Source organism: Micromonospora sp. WMMD1155, assembly GCF_029581275.1.
Taxonomy (GTDB): domain Bacteria; phylum Actinomycetota; class Actinomycetes; order Mycobacteriales; family Micromonosporaceae; genus Micromonospora.
The window spans coordinates 1,898,191-1,914,332 of the sequence record NZ_CP120742.1 but is presented as its reverse complement, the minus strand read 5'-3'; the positions used below and the strand labels follow the sequence as shown (position 1 = coordinate 1,914,332).

The 16,142-nt window shown below is 73.1% G+C and carries 12 protein-coding genes; 5 read left to right on the top strand and 7 right to left on the bottom strand.

The annotated features are described in order from the left end of the window. The first annotated feature begins 311 nt into the window (after window positions 1–311). From O7617_RS08450 to O7617_RS08435, 4 genes are all read left to right on the top strand, one after another. The gene (locus O7617_RS08450; protein ID WP_282262655.1) at window positions 312–3,917 is read left to right on the top strand and encodes a nitrate- and nitrite sensing domain-containing protein; all 3,606 of its coding nucleotides are present in this window, start codon (window positions 312–314) and stop codon (window positions 3,915–3,917) included. Continuing rightward, a complete protein-coding gene (locus O7617_RS08445) occupies window positions 3,914–4,318 on the top strand; it encodes a roadblock/LC7 domain-containing protein (RefSeq protein ID WP_030329023.1) in 405 nt (134 codons plus the stop codon). The genes O7617_RS08450 and O7617_RS08445 overlap by 4 nt, the downstream gene beginning before the upstream one ends. A 99-nt stretch (window positions 4,319–4,417) precedes the next feature. After that, window positions 4,418–4,795, top strand: coding sequence for a DUF742 domain-containing protein (locus O7617_RS08440; protein WP_030329021.1), 378 nt, complete (start codon window positions 4,418–4,420; stop codon window positions 4,793–4,795). A 1-nt stretch (window position 4,796) separates the two neighbouring features. Continuing rightward, window positions 4,797–5,390 carry an ATP/GTP-binding protein gene (locus O7617_RS08435; protein ID WP_088986404.1) on the top strand — a complete coding sequence of 198 codons (594 nt, stop codon included), beginning with the start codon at window positions 4,797–4,799 and terminating at the stop codon, window positions 5,388–5,390. A gap of 232 nt (window positions 5,391–5,622) precedes the next feature. Here O7617_RS08435 and O7617_RS08430 read toward each other — a convergent pair whose 3' ends face one another. Further along, a complete protein-coding gene (locus O7617_RS08430; protein WP_282264676.1) occupies window positions 5,623–8,043 on the bottom strand; it encodes a transposase in 2,421 nt (806 codons plus the stop codon). A gap of 39 nt (window positions 8,044–8,082) precedes the next feature. Continuing rightward, a complete protein-coding gene (locus tag O7617_RS08425; protein WP_282262653.1) occupies window positions 8,083–9,027 on the bottom strand; it encodes a DNA primase in 945 nt (314 codons plus the stop codon). A gap of 160 nt (window positions 9,028–9,187) precedes the next feature. On the opposite strand from O7617_RS08425, the gene O7617_RS08420 reads away from it, so the two are divergent. Beyond that, entirely contained in the window at window positions 9,188–9,529 is a 342-nt protein-coding gene (locus O7617_RS08420) for a helix-turn-helix transcriptional regulator (protein WP_282262652.1), read from the top strand. A 19-nt stretch (window positions 9,530–9,548) separates the two neighbouring features. Here the strand turns inward: O7617_RS08420 and O7617_RS08415 are convergent, their stop codons facing one another. From O7617_RS08415 to O7617_RS08395, 5 genes are all read right to left on the bottom strand, one after another. Further along, complete coding sequence (locus tag O7617_RS08415; RefSeq protein ID WP_282262651.1) at window positions 9,549–10,223, bottom strand: permease prefix domain 1-containing protein; 675 nt, start codon at window positions 10,221–10,223, stop codon at window positions 9,549–9,551. Between the two features lie 68 nt (window positions 10,224–10,291). After that, entirely contained in the window at window positions 10,292–12,127 is a 1,836-nt protein-coding gene (gene cydC, locus O7617_RS08410) for a thiol reductant ABC exporter subunit CydC (protein ID WP_282262650.1), read from the bottom strand. Next, window positions 12,124–13,800 (bottom strand): thiol reductant ABC exporter subunit CydD, encoded by a 1,677-nt coding sequence (gene cydD / locus O7617_RS08405; protein ID WP_282262649.1) that lies wholly within the window; start codon window positions 13,798–13,800, stop codon window positions 12,124–12,126. Before cydD ends, cydC begins: the two co-directional genes overlap by 4 nt. Next, on the bottom strand, window positions 13,797–14,804 hold the full coding sequence (locus O7617_RS08400; RefSeq protein ID WP_282262648.1) for a cytochrome d ubiquinol oxidase subunit II: 1,008 nt from the start codon (window positions 14,802–14,804) through the stop codon (window positions 13,797–13,799). The genes cydD and O7617_RS08400 overlap by 4 nt, the downstream gene beginning before the upstream one ends. A gap of 18 nt (window positions 14,805–14,822) precedes the next feature. Beyond that, a complete protein-coding gene (locus O7617_RS08395; RefSeq protein ID WP_282262647.1) occupies window positions 14,823–16,073 on the bottom strand; it encodes a cytochrome ubiquinol oxidase subunit I in 1,251 nt (416 codons plus the stop codon). Window positions 16,074–16,142: the final 69 nt, after the last annotated feature.

Here is a 16,142-nt window from a genome sequence, read left to right as displayed (position 1 = left end):
CGCCGTCTTTGTAGAAGTCGTCCAAGCACAGCACGGGCAACCCGGTTTGCTGTGCTATGTACGACTTTCCGGAGCCCGAAGGGCCGGCGAGCAGGACAACACGGTGCGGATGTTCCATTACCTTCAGTTACTCCGGCCAGACGGACTGCTATCAAATCGCATCAACATCTCATCACACCTTCGGTCGGGGACAACCTGGGCTTTCTTCTTGCGGACCGGCGTGATGGAATCTCGGGGGTCCGACCCGCCGGGTCGGTCGCTGGGCGTTGCCCGGGGCAACGCGTTGAAGCTGTAATCGCGAGGGCGGTGTTGTGAGCAAACGGCCAAAGATGGCGGGCTCCCTCCTGTCGCGGCTGCGCCAGCCGGCCAGCCGGCTCGGGGACATGCCGATCTGGTCCAAGCTCGGTCTAATCATGATCGTGCCGACCATCGCCACGGTCGTGGTGGGCACCAGTGGTCTGGTCGACCACGTGGAGACGCTCAACAATGCCAACCGGGCCGGCGACCTGGCGAACCTGTCGAGCTACTCCGGTGACCTGGTCGACAGCCTGCAGGACGAGCGCACCGCCGCCGTGCTGCTGCTGGGCGCGGACGGGACGCAGCCGACGGCGCAGTACCAGGAGGCCTACAACCGGGTGAACTCCCGGGTGGACCAGGACGCGATCCCCTACCGGCAGCAGCGGGCCGACATCGAGGACCTGCCGGGCAGCCTGGAGGGCCTGCTCGACGGCATCGACCAGAACCTGCAGGACCTGTCGGGCATCCGCAGCCAGGTGTTCAACGGCAAGCTCGCGCTCACCGAGACCGTGCAGGCGTACGAGGGTCTGATCAGCGACCTGCTCGCCATCCGCGACTCGGCCACGCAGCTCGCCGGTGACAACGACCTGAGCGACCGGATGCGCGCCGCCGCGGCGGTCGCCCGGGAGAAGGAGTTCCTCGCCGTACGCCGGGTCGTGGTGCACCGCGCGCTCGGTGTGAAGGGCGGGAAGCGCCTGACGCCGGCGCTGCGCACCGACTACATCGCCAGTGGCACCGGCCAGCAGCAGGCGCTGCAGAGCTTCAAGGCCGTCGCCACCCCGGACGACGCCAAGTTCCACGACCAGACCGTCGCGGGTGGCGACCGTCGGCAGGCACAGAACTACACCGGCTGGATCGACGGCAACACCACCGGCGACATGCGGGGCGCGCCGTTCGGCCCGGACCAGTGGGAAGCCGCCATGACGGCCAACGCGAAGCTGATCCGCACCGTGGAGACGCAGCTCGACAGCCAGGTGGTCAAGGAGGCCGACGCCCTCCGCTCGGACGTCCAGCGCCAGGTCTTCCTGGAGACCGGTCTGCTGCTCAGCATGCTGCTGCTGGCGATCCTCTTCGCGTACCTGGTCGCCCGTTCCATGGCCCGTTCGCTCCGCGAGCTGCGGCAGGGTGCCCTCTCCGTCGCCCAGTACGGCCTACCGCAGGCGGTTGCCCGACTGCGTGACCCGCAGGTCGTCGGGCAGCTCACCCCGGTGCAGCTGGCCAACCAGATCGCCGAGCCGCTACCGGTCCGCAGCCGTGACGAGTTCGGCCAGGTGACCGAGGCGTTCAACGCCGTCCACCTGGAAGCCGTCCGCACGGCCGCCGAGCAGGCGGCACTGCGCGCCTCCGTCGCGACCATGTTCGTCAACCTGGCCCGCCGTTCACAGATCCTGGTCGACCGCCTCATCGGGCACCTCGACCGGCTGGAGCGCGGCGAGGAGGACCCGGACCGGCTGGCCGAGCTGTTCCAGCTCGACCACCTGGCCACCCGAATGCGCCGTAACGACGAGAACCTGCTGGTGCTCGCCGGTGCCGACTCCACCCGTGTGCAGCGGGAGCCGGCCGCGCTCATCGACGTGCTGCGCGCCGCCCAGTCCGAGGTCGAGCACTACACCCGGATCGAGTTCGGCGTCATCGACCGGGACATCGAGGTCGCCGCGCACGCGGTCAACGACCTGGTGCACCTCGTCGCCGAGCTGTTCGACAACGCCACCGCGTTCTCCCCGCCCGACTCGCAGGTGATGGTCGAGGCCCGCCGGGTCGGCGACCGTGCCTCGCTCTACGTCGAGGACCGCGGCATCGGCATCAGCGCCGACCAGCTGCACGACCTCAACGAGCGGCTCGCGACGCCGCCGCAGGTCGACGTGGCCGTCTCCCGGATGATGGGCCTGGTCGTGGTCGCCCGGCTGGCGTCCCGGCACGGCGTACGGGTCGAGCTGCGCCCCGGCTCCGACCGCGGCACCGTCGCCGACGTGACCCTGCCCACCTCGGTGCTGGTGCCCAGGGCGCTCTCCGGTCGGGTGCAGCAGCCCCCGGCCCTGCCCGCCGTCGGCAACCCTCAGCAGAACGGGCCCGCCCCGGTCTTCGGCGCGCTGCCGGCGCTGGGCAACGGCCCTCGCCCCAGCGAGTCCGGCAACCAGGTCACCCTCGGCGGTCGCCCGTTCGAGCCGGCGTCGCGCAACGGATCCGGCACCCCGGCCAACGCCGGTGGCTACCGCTCGATGCCGGCCTGGTCCGACCTGACCGGCGCGGCCGGGACGAACGGCGTCAACGGTGGCGACGGGTTCACCCCGCGGCCCGCCAACGGCCAGGGAATCGACCCGCTGCCGCAGCGTCGCGCCGGAGATGACGGCCCGAGCACCGGCCAGCAGCCGTCGATTCCCCGGCAGTTGCCGAGCAGCCCCGAGACGCAGCCGTACTCGGCGCCCCCGGTCTCCGCGCAGCCCTACTCCGGTGCGCCGGTCTCCGCCTCGCCGGCTTCCGGTCAGCCCTACTCCGGCCAGCCGTACTCCGGAGCTCCGTACACCGGTCAGCCGGTGTCCGCCGCCCCGGCCTCGGGCCAGCCGTACGGCGTTCCGCCGGTGTCCGCCTCGCCCGTGTCGGCGTCGCCGGCGTCCGGTCAGCCGTACTCGGTGCCGCCGGCCTCCGGCCAGTCGTTCAGCGGGTTCACGCCCCGGTCGGCTCCGCCCGCGCCGGCCGCCGGAGCCCCGGCGCCGCCGGCCTGGCCGCCGGTGCCGAACGGCGACCGGGACGCCGCGACCCCGCCGGTGCCCGAGCGGCTCGCCGCCGCTCTGGACATGACAACCGAGCTGCCGCGAGTGCCGCGACCCGGCGAACAGCCGTCCGCCGCAGCCGCCCAGCCTCCGGCTCCGGCCCAGCCTCCGGCCCCGGTTCCCGCCTCGGCTCCCGCTCCGGCTGCGCAAGGTCGACCGGCCCCGCAGCAACCGCAGGCGCAGAACCGCCAGCGGTACGCGGACGAGACGATGGAGCTGCCGATCTTCCGGGAGCTGGAGTCGGCCTGGTTCCGTACCCGCCGCCCGGGTCCGGAGGAGGGTGCCGGCGGTGCCCAACCGGCGAAGAACGGCGACAACGCGACCCAGCAGTTCGCCACGGTCGAGGCCACCGGTCAGGCGGTCCACAAGACACCACCCGGGACGACAGGTAACACACCGATGGCAGACACTCCGACGGCCGGAGGAGCGCCGCGGGGCACCGGCTCCACAGCAGCTGAGGGCGGTCGCCCCAGCCTCGCTGAGAGCCTGCCGAACCGCCGGCCCCAGCCGCAGACCAACGGCTGGCAGACCGCGGCCGACGACGGCTGGCGTGCTGCCTCGGCAGCCGCTGACGCGGTGCCGGTGAGCGAGACCACCACGACCGGTCTGCCGAAGCGCAAGCCGATGGCGCAGTTGGTGCCGGGTGCCGTGGAGAAGCCCACCACCTCGGTCCAGCGGCGCTCCCCGGAGGCGGTCCGTGGCCTGCTCTCCGCCTATCACCGGGGCGTGCAGCGAGGGCGTAGCACCTCGGACAACCCGACCAACCCGGAGGCGACTTCGGGTGGGCAATCCTCGCAGTCTGGCTCAGGCCCGGTGGCCGGGAGCGGGCAGAAGGAGCAAGAAGGATGACAACTACTCAGGATCTTGGTTGGCTTCTGGCCAACTTCGCCGACCGGGTGCCCGGTGTCGCGCATGCGGTCGCCGTCTCGGCCGACGGCCTACTCCTGGCGTCGTCACGGGACCTGCCGCGCGACCGGGCCGACCAGCTCGCCGCGATCTCGTCGGGTCTGGTCAGCCTGACCCAGGGGGCAGCGCGCTGCTTCGAGGGAGGCGCGGTTTTGCAGACCGTCGTGGAGATGGACAATGGCTTCCTGTTCCTGATGTCCATCTCGGATGGCTCGTCCTTCGCCGTGCTGGCTGCTCGCAGCTCCGACGTGGGCCAGGTCGGCTACGAGATGGCGCTGCTGGTCGACCGGGTCGGTGACGCGCTGACCCCGCAGCCGCGTGCGGCTGCGGGAATGCTGGGTTGACGCCTCGCCGATCGATGAGGTCGGCACAACTGCAACGACGACAACGACGGGTTTCACCGGTGGGAGCCGGTAACGGGTGCGAAGGAGGTGAGCGGCGAGATGGCCGATCGTGACGAACCGACCGGAGCGTTGGTCCGTCCATACGCCGTGACCCGTGGTCGTACCCGTCCCCGGCTCGACATCGCGCTGGAGGCGCTCGTCGAGACGACGGTGCGCGGTCGCGCCGCTGCCAACGGCAACGGCGGCCAGGGCCGCGAACACCAGTACATCGCCGCGCTGTGTGACGGACGCGTGCAGTCGCTCGCGGAGATCGCGGCGCGGATGCAGCTCCCGCTCGGTGTGGCCCGGGTGCTCATCGCCGACATGGCGACGGACGGCCTGGTCGCGGTCCACGAGCCGACCATCCTGGACGACTCCGACGACGCGGTGGGCACTGAACTGCTGGAGAGGGTGCTGAGTGGACTTCGCAGGCTCTGACATGTCGCACCGCCCGCCGAACCCGGGCGGCCGCGTGACGTCGGCGAAGATCGTTATCGCCGGTGGATTCGGCGTCGGTAAGACGACGCTGGTCGGCTCGGTCTCGGAGATCACGCCGCTGACCACCGAGGCCATCATGACCTCGGCCGGCGTGGGCGTCGACGACACCCGGCAGGTGCCGGGCAAGTCGACGACCACGGTGGCCATGGACTTCGGCCGGATCTCGATCGACCGAGACCTGATCCTGTACCTGTTCGGTACGCCGGGTCAGACCCGATTCTGGTTCATGTGGGACGAACTGGTTCGGGGTGCGATCGGCGCGGTCGTGCTGGTGGATACTCGCCGGCTGGCCGACTGCTTCGCGGCGATCGACTTCTTCGAGCACCGACGCCTCCCGTACCTGGTGGCGATCAACTGCTTCGACGGGATGCAGTACCACGACCCGCAGGACGTTCGGGACGCCTTGGCGATCTCCAGCGACGTGCCGGTGGTGGCCTGCGACGCCCGTAACCGGGAGTCGACGAAGCACGTGCTGATCTCGCTGGTCGAGTACGTGCTCACCATGCGCCGTACGCGCGCCGTCGCCCCGGCCTGATCGGGACGCCGTACGCCCGGTGGTGGCTCCGGCCCCCACCGGGCGCGGCACCCTGCGCGCCCCACGCCGCTTCCAGAGAGCCTTGGAGCTGTCGACCCCCGGGCACCCGGTGGCCGGTAGCTCTCCGGGCTCTTCAGGAGGCGGCGTTGTCGCGTCCTGGCCCCCCTGCCCCCACCACACATGCGACAGCGCCCCCGGTCGACCGACCGGGGGCGCTGTCGTGTGTAGAGGGTCAGGACTGGTAACCGGCGGAGCGGTACTCGTACTCCCGGTCGTCGTCGCGGTCCCCGTGGTCGCGGCTGAAGTCCCAGCCGCCGGCCGCCTCGCGGCCGGGCCGACCGCCCACCGCGAAACCGCCGATCTCCTGACCGCGACGCCAGCCACGGAAGTAGCCGGTGGTGTTCTCCGCGAGGCTTGCCGCATCGCGCACTATCCGCAGTGGACGCTCCTCGCGCAGCGGGGAGCCCGGGACCAGATTGGCCTGTGGCACGCGCTTCGGCAGCCCGGCGTTGGTCTCGGCGCCCACCGCGGGACGGGCGGCCTGTTCGGCGGCCTGCCAGCCGGTGTCGGCAGTGGTCGACCAGTCCAGGTCGGACTCGTCGGCATGGCCGACGAACCACGCCGACTTGGCCTGCGCGAAGATCAGCAGGTCACCGTCGCCCTCGTCGGCGACCGGCGGTGGCCGATGCTCGACCGGCGGTGGCCGGTGCTCCATGGGCGGCGGTCGGTGCTCCATCGTGGGTAGTGGCCGGTGCTCGGCGGCGCGAGCAGCCGCTCGGCCGCCACGAGCAGCCTGCTCCCGGTCGACCAACCGCAGCGGGGGCGTCTCCAGGTGCGGCTCGGTGGGCGGGTTGAGCCCTTCTCGCAGCGCGCGGTCGGCCAGCGGCGGTGGCTCCACCAGCCGCAGCATGGGCGGCTCCTGGGGCAGGTCGTCGGCCAACCAGGGCGGGGTCACCCGACCGTCGGCCCGGCCCGGGTCGGTGGGGGCGTCGATACCGCGCCCGCCACCGTACGGGTAGGCCACCGGGTTGTTCGGCGAGCTGTCGGCCGGGTCCTCCGGGTTGTTGACCAGCGGCCAGTTGGCCCGGGATCCGGGGGGAGCGGCGTCCTGACCGGGCCGGGGGATCGGCACCGGGATGCTCAGGTCGGTGGCGCTGAACCCGCCGGTCGGCGGTTCCTCGACCGGGCGTTGCAGGTGGCTCGGCCGCTCGCCGTTGGTCTTCGGGCGGGGCGGGATGACGGTGCGCTGCCGCTCGGCCCGAGCGCTGTTGATCGCGGCGGTGGTCAACGTCGGCCGGAACGGCTCACCGGCCTCGGCCGGAGGCACCGTGCCGCGTTGCGCGGGTGCGATCGGGGTGATCCCCGGCGGCGGAGGTGGCGGCGACGACACCGGCCGGTTGGTCGGGCCGTCGATCCGGCTGGGCGCCGGCTCGGTGCGACTGGGCAGTGTGGACGCCGGGGGCGTGGCCGAGGCGGCCGGAGCCACCGGCGCGGGTGCGACCGGCGGAGGCGTGACCGGAGCCGGTGCCGTCGGCGGAGGCCCGAGTGGGCGGGGCGACGCCACCGGAGTGTTGCCGGGGACCGGCTCGGGACGGCTGCGTCGACCCACGGCGGGGGCGGGCTCGGCGGGCGGCGTGGGCCGGACCGAGCGCAGCCCGGCACCGGTGCCGGCGAGCCCGGTCAGCTCGCCGACCGGCTCACCGCGACGGGCGGCGGCACGGCGGCCGGGCGCCTGGGCAGGCGTGGTCACCCGGGAGCCGAGCGCACTGACCAGAGCCTCACACCCCGCGTCGCAGGCGCGGACGGAGGCGACAGCCTGCCGGACCGTCTCGGCCACCGCCGAGGTGAGCGCCCGGTTGACCGCGGCACGTCGGGGCGTCTCGGAGATGGCGACCCGCAGGGCGGTGACCGCCTCGTTGATCTCCTCGGCGTCGGCGACCCCGTCGGCGGCGAGATGCGCGGCGATGGCGTCGGCCGCGACCGACACCTCGCGACCACGGGCGACGGTGCCGCCGAGCATGCCCGGCTCGGGCAGCGCGTCGAGCACCGCCAGCGAGACCGGCTCGGCCGGGTCCGGGTATGCCCGCAGGGCCGCCGGGTAGAGCTCACGGAGGACCTCGCGCAATGCGACGGCGGCGGAGTGTCGACCACTGGCCAGCGCGGCGTGCGCGGAGAGCACCTGCTTGTAGCCGGCGAGATCCCGGGGCGCCGGCAGGGTGACGGCCGAGAGCGCGCCCGCCTGCAACGCGCGGGCCAGGCCGACGGCCCGTCGTTCGGCCGGCGGCGACTGCATCTCCTCGAGGGAGTCGTCGTCGGCGAACCGCTCGGCGAAGTCGTCCACCGAGTCGTCGTCGGCGATCGCCAGGGGTCGACCCGCCGCGCTCAACAGCGAGATGACCGTGTGGTCGTCGCTGTCGGCGGCGATGGCCGCACCGCTCGGCCCGCCCGACCGCTCCACGAGCAGCGCGACGAGCTGGGCGTAGCCAGCGGCGTCGTCGCCGATCTCGCAGACATGCAGCAGACGGCCTGCGTCGTCGACCACAGCGGACGTCAGCGTCGAGCCGGCGGAGGCCGGTCGGTCAGCCGGATCCGCCGAGGCCAGACCGCAGTAAACGCGCACGAGCGCCACGGCGTCGTCCTCCTCCCGGGACAGGTCTTTCCTCTGCCAGCAACTGATGCTCCCCGGTACGGGTCAGTCGCGCCAGTCCACCACCGCAGAGATCTTGCCGACAATGGTGCGCCAACCCAAACTCGCGGTCTGCGCACCGATCTTCTTCAGCCGCCGCCGACCCATGAAGGCGCCGATGCCACCGTTGGCGGTGGCGCGCAGCGCCTCGTCCAGATCGTCGAGGCTGGAGCCGGCAGAGAGCATGTCCAGCACCGCAGGCAGCCGCAATGCGTACGAAAGGTCACGAGCGACCTCGCCGGCCTCGATCAGAAGGGTCGAATCCCAGCTGTCGTGACCGCCGCGCAGGTTCTCCACGACGAGGTCGAGCTCGTAGGTGTCCTCGTCGAGCGGCACGATATCTGCCGGCTCCACCCGTTCGGACAATTCATTCCAGCTGTCCAGTTGGGACAGATCGTTGGGAGCACCGGACCGGATGAAACTGACCAACGACTCGGGCGTCTTGAACAGCAGCAGCTTGCCCTGGTTGCTGAGGAAGACCGGCACCTCCTCGTCGTCGGCCTCGTCCTCGTCGGCCTCGTCCTCGGTGTCGTCGGTGCTGGCGTCGCGGCGGCGCGTCGACTCGTCCTCGTCGCTGTCGGCGAACTCGGCGGCGACCTCCTCGTCGAGGATGACGACGGTCTCGTCGTCCTCCTCCTCCTCGATCACCTGGCGGCGGGCGAGGAACGGGTCGTCCAGGTCCCGCTCGGTGACGTCGGTCGGGGTCAGCGTGTTGGCCGGCCGGTACGCGCGCAGCGTGAAGCCGGTGCCGGCGGGGAGGGCGATCTCCACCGGATCGATGCGCAGCTCGTCCCAGAGCGCACGGTCGACCGGACCGGCTGGGCGGTCGGTCTCCTCGATCTCGTCTGGCTCGGCCGCGCCGGTGGTGTCGTCGAGCTCGGGCTCGTCGGCGTCGGGCCGTTGGGGCGACTGGCGGGCCACGCTGACCTCCGTGTGCTTCGGGTTGCCCACTCGCCGGGGTCTCCGACCGGCGAGTGACTCTGGGCACATACCCTAGTCGGCGGACCTGGGTGACCGATGCCCGCACCCCGGTGGCCGCTCGGCGCACGGATCCGACCTGCTGGTTGCGGGCGCTGGCGAACCGGCCGTTCGACAAGTAGCGTAGCTACGTATGAAGGCCCAGGCGTTGCACGGCCACCTCGACGCTCTGCTGCTCGCCGTCCTCGAACAGGGCGCGCTGCACGGCTACGCCATCATCGAGGCGCTGCGCGAGCGCAGTGACGGCAGCCTCGATCTGCCCACCGGCACCATCTATCCGGCGTTGCGTCGCCTGGAGCGCGCCGGGCACGTGGCGAGCACCTGGAGCACCGTCAACGGCCGGGAGCGACGGACGTACCAGCTCACCGACTCCGGTCGGCGGGCGCTGGCCGGGGAACGCGCCGGTTGGCACGACTTCCAACTGACCGTCGGCCGGTTCCTGGGCCCCGGCGACACGCCCACCTCCCCGGCCTGACGCCCAGGCCGGGCGTGGCTCAGCGGGCGACGGCCAGCAGCCAACCGCGTACCGCCCGGGTCAGCGAGAAGTAGGCGCCGCCGACCAGCACCGCACCGATGATCATCGGAGGCCAGCGCAGCGCGGCGTCCCAGAGGTTGACCGACCAGCCGAAGAGCGCGCATCCGGCGAGGATGGACAGCGCCAGCACTCCGGTCAGGCCGACGCCCACCGCGCGCTGCGCCCGCGCCAGGGCCGGCCGTGGCGACCGGGCGCTGGCCGCGACCACCAGCAGACCGGCCACCGCGAGCAGCAGTGCACCCGCCCAGATCCAGTCGACCGAGGTGGAGAGCAGCAGGTAGCCGGCCGGAGGGCGTGGGCCGTCGTTCCAGCTCGCCCCGTGCCAGGTCAGATCACCCGCGACCATCCCCACCCCGGCGATCGCCAGCATCCGCAGGGACAACCCGCGCAGCGCACCGGTCGCCAGCTCGGCCTGCCAGGAGGGCAGGAGCTGCGCCGGCGAACCGAACTCGACGACGGCCCGGCGCTGCGCCTCGGTAGGCGGCACCCCACTCTCGCGGTACGCCTCGACAGCATCCAGCAGCCCGTGCCGGGCCTCGGTCAGCAGGTCGGACTTGAGTCGCGCCGGCCCCTGCAACCGGGCGGCCAACTCCCGCAGGTGCTCGTCGACCAACACGTCCTCACGGTGCGGCATGACCCCACCCTGCCATGCCGAACCCGCCCCCGACGTCGGGGAGAACCCTGGTCCGTCCCCGAGCCCGGTCAGGGAGCGAGAGCCAGGTAACCCCGTTCGGCAGCGGCCTGGAGCAACCACTGGTCGCGGTACCAGCCCGGGACGGCGACCAGTTCGGCGTGCCGACCGCGCTGGATCACCCGGCCGTCGTCGAGGACGACGATCTCGTCCAGCTCGGCCAGCCCGCTGAGCCGGTGGGTGATCAGCAGCACCGAGTGCGTGGCGGGCGTGGCGGCGAGAGCGGACGCGAGCACCGCGTCCGCCGCGGCCGGATCCAGACCTTCGGTGGGCTCGTCGAGGACCAGCACCGGTGGCGCGGCGAGCAGTGCCCGGGCGAGCGCCAGGCGTTGCCGCTGGCCACCCGAGAGTTGCCCGCCCTCCTCGCCGACGAGCGTGTCCCAGCCCGCCGGCTGGGCGCGTACCCACTCCAGCAGACCGGCTGCGGCGGTGGCGGCCGTCAGCTCGTCCTCGTCCGCACCGGCCCGTCCGAGCAGCAGGTTCTCCCGCACCGTGGCGTGGAAGACGTACGCCTCGGCGAGCAGGCCGCCGACCGCCCGGGGCAGTGCCTCCTCGGCGTACGCCGAGAGGTCCCGGCCGTCGACGGTGACCCGGCCGGACACGGGCCGGACGGTGCCGGTCAGCACGGCGGCCATAGTGCTCTTGCCGGCGCCGCTCGGGCCGACCACGGCGATCCTCCGCCCGGCGGGCAGGTCCAGGCTGACGCCGTCCAGGGCGGGCGCCGCACCTTCCCGGTACCGCACTGTCACGTCGACGAAGCGCAGCTCGTGCGGCCCGACCAGCTCGGTGGTCGCATCGGGGGGTGGGGGAGCCGGCGTACCGGCGTCCAGCAGGGCGGCCACCCGGGCCAGGCCGGGCCGCAGCTGCGTCCACTGCCGCGCGGCCGTGACCAGGGCCAGCGTCACCTCGACGGCGGCCAGCGTGCCCACGGCCAGGACACCCACCAGCACCCCGGACACGTCGGCGGCCAGCGCGGCGAGCACCACCGCCGCCGCGGTCAGGCCGGCGGTCAGCACGCCGGCCGCGTCCACCGCGAACCCGGTGGCGGCCAGCCGTCGCTCCAACCGGGCCAGTCGGTCGGCGCGCTCCTCGGCGGCGCGCAACGCGACGTCGGTCGCCCCGAACGCGGCCAGGTCGGCGGCGCCGTGGGTGAGGTCTATCGCGTCGGTGGCCAGTGCGCCGCGCAGAGGCGCCACCTGGGCCGCGCTGCGGCGGGTGACCGCGGTGGCCAGCGCGGGCAGCGCCACCCCGGCGACCAACACCCCGACGGCGAGCACCCCGGCGGCGGACGGTGAGATCAGCGCCGCTCCGGCCACCGCGAGCACACCGACCAGGGCCGCCGCCGAGCCGGGAACCAACACCCGCAGCAGCAGATCCTGGACGGCCTCGACGTCGGAGACCAGGCGACTCAGCACGTCCCCCGACCGGTGCGTGGCGTCGCGGCGGGCCGCGAGGGTGGCGAAGACCCGGGCCCGGACGTCAGTGATCATGCGCAGGACCGCGTCGTGCCCGGCGAGCCGTTCGGTGTAGCGGAACACGCCACGGCCGATCGCCAGTGCCCGGACCGCGACGATCGCGACGGTGAGCCGGTCCAGTGGGGGCTGGCCGGCGGCGCTCATCAACAGCCAGGTGGCGGTGGCCATCAGGGCCAGCCCGGCGAACTCGGTGGCGGCGGCGAGCAGCCCGGCCCCGACCAGCCGATTGAGGTACGGGCGGGCCAGGCGCAGCACGGCCCGCTCGGCGGCGGCCCGGCCGCCCGGTGCGGCGTCGGTGGCGGCCCGCCTGGGCGGTGCCGGGTCGGCGACCGGCGTCGCGTCTGCCGGGCCCGGCCCGGGTGGCGCGCTCATCGGGTCGCCTTCCCGGTCGGCTCGGGGGTCAACTCCGTCACCCGGCCGTCCTCCACGCGCAGGATCCGGTCGGCGTCGGCGAGCAGCGCGGGCCGGTGCGCCACCAGCAGTGCGGTCCGTCCGGCGACCAGGCGGCGGGTGGCGTCGAGAACCACCGCCTCCGCCGCCGTGTCCAGGCGGGCGGTGGGCTCGTCGAGCAGCACCACCGGCGCGTCCCGCAGAAACGCCCGGGCCAGCGCCACCCGCTGCCGTTGGCCGCTGGACAGCCCGTGACCGCGCTCGCCGAGCAGGGTCTCCAGGCCGTCCGGTAGGCCGGTCACCACGTCGTCCAGCGCGGCGTCGCGCACGGCGGCGGCGAGTGCGTCCGGAGGGGTGTCGGGTGCGCCGAGCTGGATGTTGTCGGCCAGCGAGGCGGCGAAGAGGTGCGCCCGCTGCGGCACCCAGGCGAGCTGTCGGCGCCAGGCGTCCGGGTCGGCGGTGGCGAGGTCGACCCCGCCCACGGTGATCCGGCCGGTGGTCGGGGTGACGAAGCCGAGCAGCAGGCCGAGCAGAGTGCTCTTGCCGGCGCCGCTGGGGCCGATGACGGCGATCCGTTCGCCGGCCCGGATGGTCAGTGTGACGTCGCGCAGCGCGGTGGTCCGCTCGTACGCCACGGTCACCCCCTCGAACCGGATGTCGCGCCGGGCGTCCGGCACGGCGGCGCCCTCGGCGGCCCGGGGTGTGGCCGGCGCGGCCGAGACGGTTAGCGCCTCGTCCAGCGCGGCGAGGCCCTCCATGCTCGCGTGGAAGCGGCTGCCGGCGGCCCGCAGCGGCAGGTACGCCTCCGGGGTGAGCAGCAGCACCAGCAGCGCGGTCTGCAGGGCCAGCCCGCCGCCGAGCAGCCGGATGCCGACCGGCACCGCCACCAGGGCCACCGAGAGGGTGGCGACCAACTCCAACACCAGCGCGGAGAGGAACGCGATCCGCAACGTCTTCATGGTGGCGACCCGGTGGCCGTCGGCCATCCGGCGCACCACGTCGGTCTGTGCCCGGGCCCGCCCGAACGCCCGCAGCGTGGGCAGCCCCGCGACCATGTCCAGGAAGTGCCCTCCCAGCAACGAGAGCCGCCGCCACTGCCGTTCGGTGGCGGCCTGTGCCTGCCAGCCCAGCAGCGCGCCGAAGACCGGGATCAGCGGCAGGGTCAGCGCGATGATCACCGCCGAACTCCAGTCGGCGAAGACGACCCGGGCCAGCACGGCCACGGGCACCGTCACGCTGAGCACGAGCTGCGGCAGATATCCGGTGAAGTACGCGTCCAGCGCGTCCAGCCCGCGACCGGCCAGGGTGGCGACCTCACCGGCCCGTTGCCCGGCCACCCAGCCGGGCCCGTGTCGGCCGACCGCCCCGAGCAGGTCGGCCCGCAGTGTGGCCTTGACCGTGGCGGCGACCCGCGCCGAGACCGTGCCCTGCGCCCAGACCAGTGCGGAGCGGGCGGCGACCGCGACCACGAAGGCGCCCAGCGCCGGCCGGTCGAGCCGACCGTCGAAGGCGGTGGCCAGCACCGCCGCGAGGGCCGTGGCCTGCGCCACGATCAAGCCGGCGGCGAGCACGCCCAGGAGCGCGAGCACGGCGAGGTCGCGCCGGGCCGCAGGGACCCGGCGCAGCAGACGCCTGTCGAACGGACGGCGCTTCACCAGTACACCGGTGCCCTACCGTCGGTCCGTCCTCGAAAAACCCACCAGCACATCGCCTGGAAGCCTAGTAGGGCCGGAAGGAGCGGCAGCGCCACCCAGCCGAGCAGCCGCAGCGTCGGTGCGCTCGCGGCGGCGTCGGCCACGGTCAGCGACGCGCCGGGGTCGGTCGTGGACACCAGCACGTAGGGCCAGAGGGCGGCGCCGACCAGCACCACCGGCAGCGCCAGGGCCGCGCCGGTGGCGATCAGAGCCCACCCCGGCCGCCGCCGCCCCAGCGCCGCGCGGGCCGCCAGCAGCGCCACCACGAGCAGCATCGGCAGGAGTACGGCGACCGCCGGCCGCTGGATCGCGTCGCGTACCCGGGCGGAGAGCAGACCCACGACGGTGGCCAGGGCGACCGCGGTGAGCGCCACCGGCACCAGTCGGCGGGCCGTGCGGCCGACCACGGCGGCGGCCTCGGCCGGTAGGCGCAGGGCGAGGAACGTCGCGCCGTGCACCGCGACCAGCGCGACCATGGCCAGCCCGACGGCTGCGGCGAACGGGGTGGCCAGGTGCGACACCCCGGCGACGTGCCCGTCGGCCTGCCGGGGCACGCCCTGCAACAGCGCGGCGAGCACCACGCCCCAGCCCAGTGCGGCGAGTGCGCTGCCGATCATGACGACCCGGTCCCAGCGCGCGCGGACCCGTTCGTCGTCGGGTCGGCTGCGGAGCTGCACCCCGACGGTGACCAGGATGACGCCGGTCAGCGCGCCGACGACGGCCGGATAGCAGCCGGAGAGCAACTCACCCTCCAGCATCGGGAACGCGCCGAAGAGGATGCCCACGGCGGCCACCAGCCAGACCTCGTTACCGAGGAAGAACGGGCCGAGAGCGGTGAGCGCCTCCCGCCGCCGCGCCGCGCCGCCGCCTCGGGCGAGCAACAACCCGACGCCGTAGTCGTAACCGGCGAGCACCAGGTAGCCGGCGAACAAGAGGCCGAGCAGGGCGTACCAGGCGAGGTCCACGGTCTTCTCCTCAGGTGCTCAGACGAGGGCGGGTTCGGGGTGGGTCGGCTCGTTCGGGGGCGCGGGCGGGCGGCCGAGCGCCGGATCGGCCGCGCCTCGGGCCGCGTGCCGGGCGAGCAGCACCCAGTTGGTGACGGCGAGGGTGCCGAGCAGCAGGCTGAAGCCGATCAGCGAGGTGAGCATCACCGGCGCGCCGACCGGGGAGACGGCCTGCTCGGTGGGGAGCAGCCCGTACGCCACCCAGGGCTGGCGGCCGACCTCGCGGGCGATCCAGCCGAGGATCACCGCGACGAACGGCAGCGGCAGGGCGAGCAGGACCAGCCAGAGCGGGAAGCGCAGCCGGATGATCCAGTCGCGGAAGAGCAGGGGGAGCAGCAACCACACGCAGCCGAGGGTGAACCCGATCAGGATCATGAAGCCCAGCCCGACGTTGGCCAGCACCGGCGGCGTGTAGTCGCCGGGGCCGAAGCGGGTGGTCCATTCGGCGATCAACGCCTGGCCCTCGGGGCCTTGGCCGAACTTGGTGGGCTGCACCGCACCGACCGGGCCGAACTGGGCGAACCCGAAGCCCTGCACCATGCTGATCGCGAACGCCGAGGTCACCAGACCGATCCGCAGCGAGGTGCGGAACAGCGCGAAGTCGGGAGTGCGCCGGATCAGGTGCCAGGCGCTGACCGCTGCCATCAGCATCCCGCCGACCAGCAGCGCGGCCGAGACGACGTGCCCGAACGCCATGCCGAGGCTGGGGTTGGTGAGCAGCGCGCCGAAGTCGGTGAGGTGGGCGATGCCGTCGCGTACCTCGTAGCCGACCGGGTTCTGCAGCCACGAGTTGGCCACCATGATCCAGAACGCCGAGGCGTACGCGGTGATCGCCACGCCCCAGAGCAGTGCGAGGTGGACGCCCCTGCGGAGCCGGTGCCAGCCGAAGATCCACATCCCGAGGAACGTGGATTCGAGGAAGAACGCCACCAGCGTCTCGATGGCCAGTGGCGCGCCGAAGACGTTGCCGACGTAGCGCGACAGGCCACTCCAGTTCAGCCCGAACTGGAACTCCATCACGATGCCGGTGGCGATGCCGAGCACGTAGTTGATCACGTAGAGCTGGCCCCAGTAGCGGGTCAGCCGCTCCCACTTCGGGTTGCCGGTGAGCACCCAGGCGGTCTGCATCGCGACCAGCAGTGTGACCAGCCCGAGCGTGACGACCACGAAGAGAAAGTGGATCGAGGTGGTGGTGGCGAACTGCAGGCGGGCGAGGAGCAGGGTGTCCATGGCCGGCTCTCCGTAGTGTTGGCTCCCTTGTCGTAGCCACCCTACACGTAGTTTCTCTACACGTCTGTC